The sequence below is a fragment of the Shigella sp. FJ200513 genome, assembly GCF_040495915.1.
Taxonomy (GTDB): domain Bacteria; phylum Pseudomonadota; class Gammaproteobacteria; order Enterobacterales; family Enterobacteriaceae; genus ECMA0423.
Genome location: NZ_JBDYCV010000270.1, coordinates 1 through 619 on the forward strand (window position 1 = coordinate 1; position 619 = coordinate 619).

2 protein-coding genes are annotated in these 619 nt (G+C 46.2%); both read right to left on the reverse strand.

Annotated features, from left to right (window positions below):
- Nucleotides 1-86 precede the first annotated feature (86 nt).
- The gene (locus tag ABZJ92_RS22150) at nt 87-443 is read right to left on the reverse strand and encodes a hypothetical protein (RefSeq protein ID WP_005048249.1); all 357 of its coding nucleotides are present in this window, start codon (nt 441-443) and stop codon (nt 87-89) included.
- Nucleotides 444-500: 57 nt separating this feature from the next.
- Nucleotides 501-619 (reverse strand): DUF977 family protein (locus tag ABZJ92_RS22155; RefSeq protein ID WP_086611284.1); only part of this gene is annotated, 119 nt, incomplete at its 5' end.

Below are 619 nucleotides of genomic sequence, written 5' to 3' on the forward strand. Positions count from 1 at the left end.
CCGCCCTTTCGGGCGGTCTCCTGATGATTTGAGGGTGCAGAAATCCCTCCGGTTAAGGATTAAATTTTTAACAGTGCTAAATTTAATTATTCAGTTCTGGATTTTGTCGCCCTGCGTATCCGCGCTTTCGCGTTACGCTCAATCTGTATCAGCTTTTCTATATTTCTCCGCCTTTCCTGTTCCTCCTGGCGCAATAGCCTTACATCATCTGCCAGTCTGGTTTCTCTTTTTGCCACAGAGAGCATCCAGTCAAACGGCTCCACAACCGCACCGCAGATTTTACAGCGGACCTGACGCTCTTTTTCGTCAACCCGTACAGAGGCGTGATGGCAATATGGTCTTTCCGATGGCTTATAAAGAAAATTAACCTGATTACGAGGGTCATCCTCTTTTATCGGAAATAAAACGATATTGCTTAACTCATCTTCTGGTTTTATTTCCATGCTCCTCTCCTTTGATGCGAATGCCAGCGGTAATTGAAGCCTGATAGCTAATTTCATTCACAGTATCGCCTCCTGAAAATTACCCTGATAGAAAGCCAGTACACGCTGCATAGCTTCGCTCTTCCGGCACTCGCGACAGATTATATTCAGGCGCCTGTCGTAGCGGCGTATTTCTC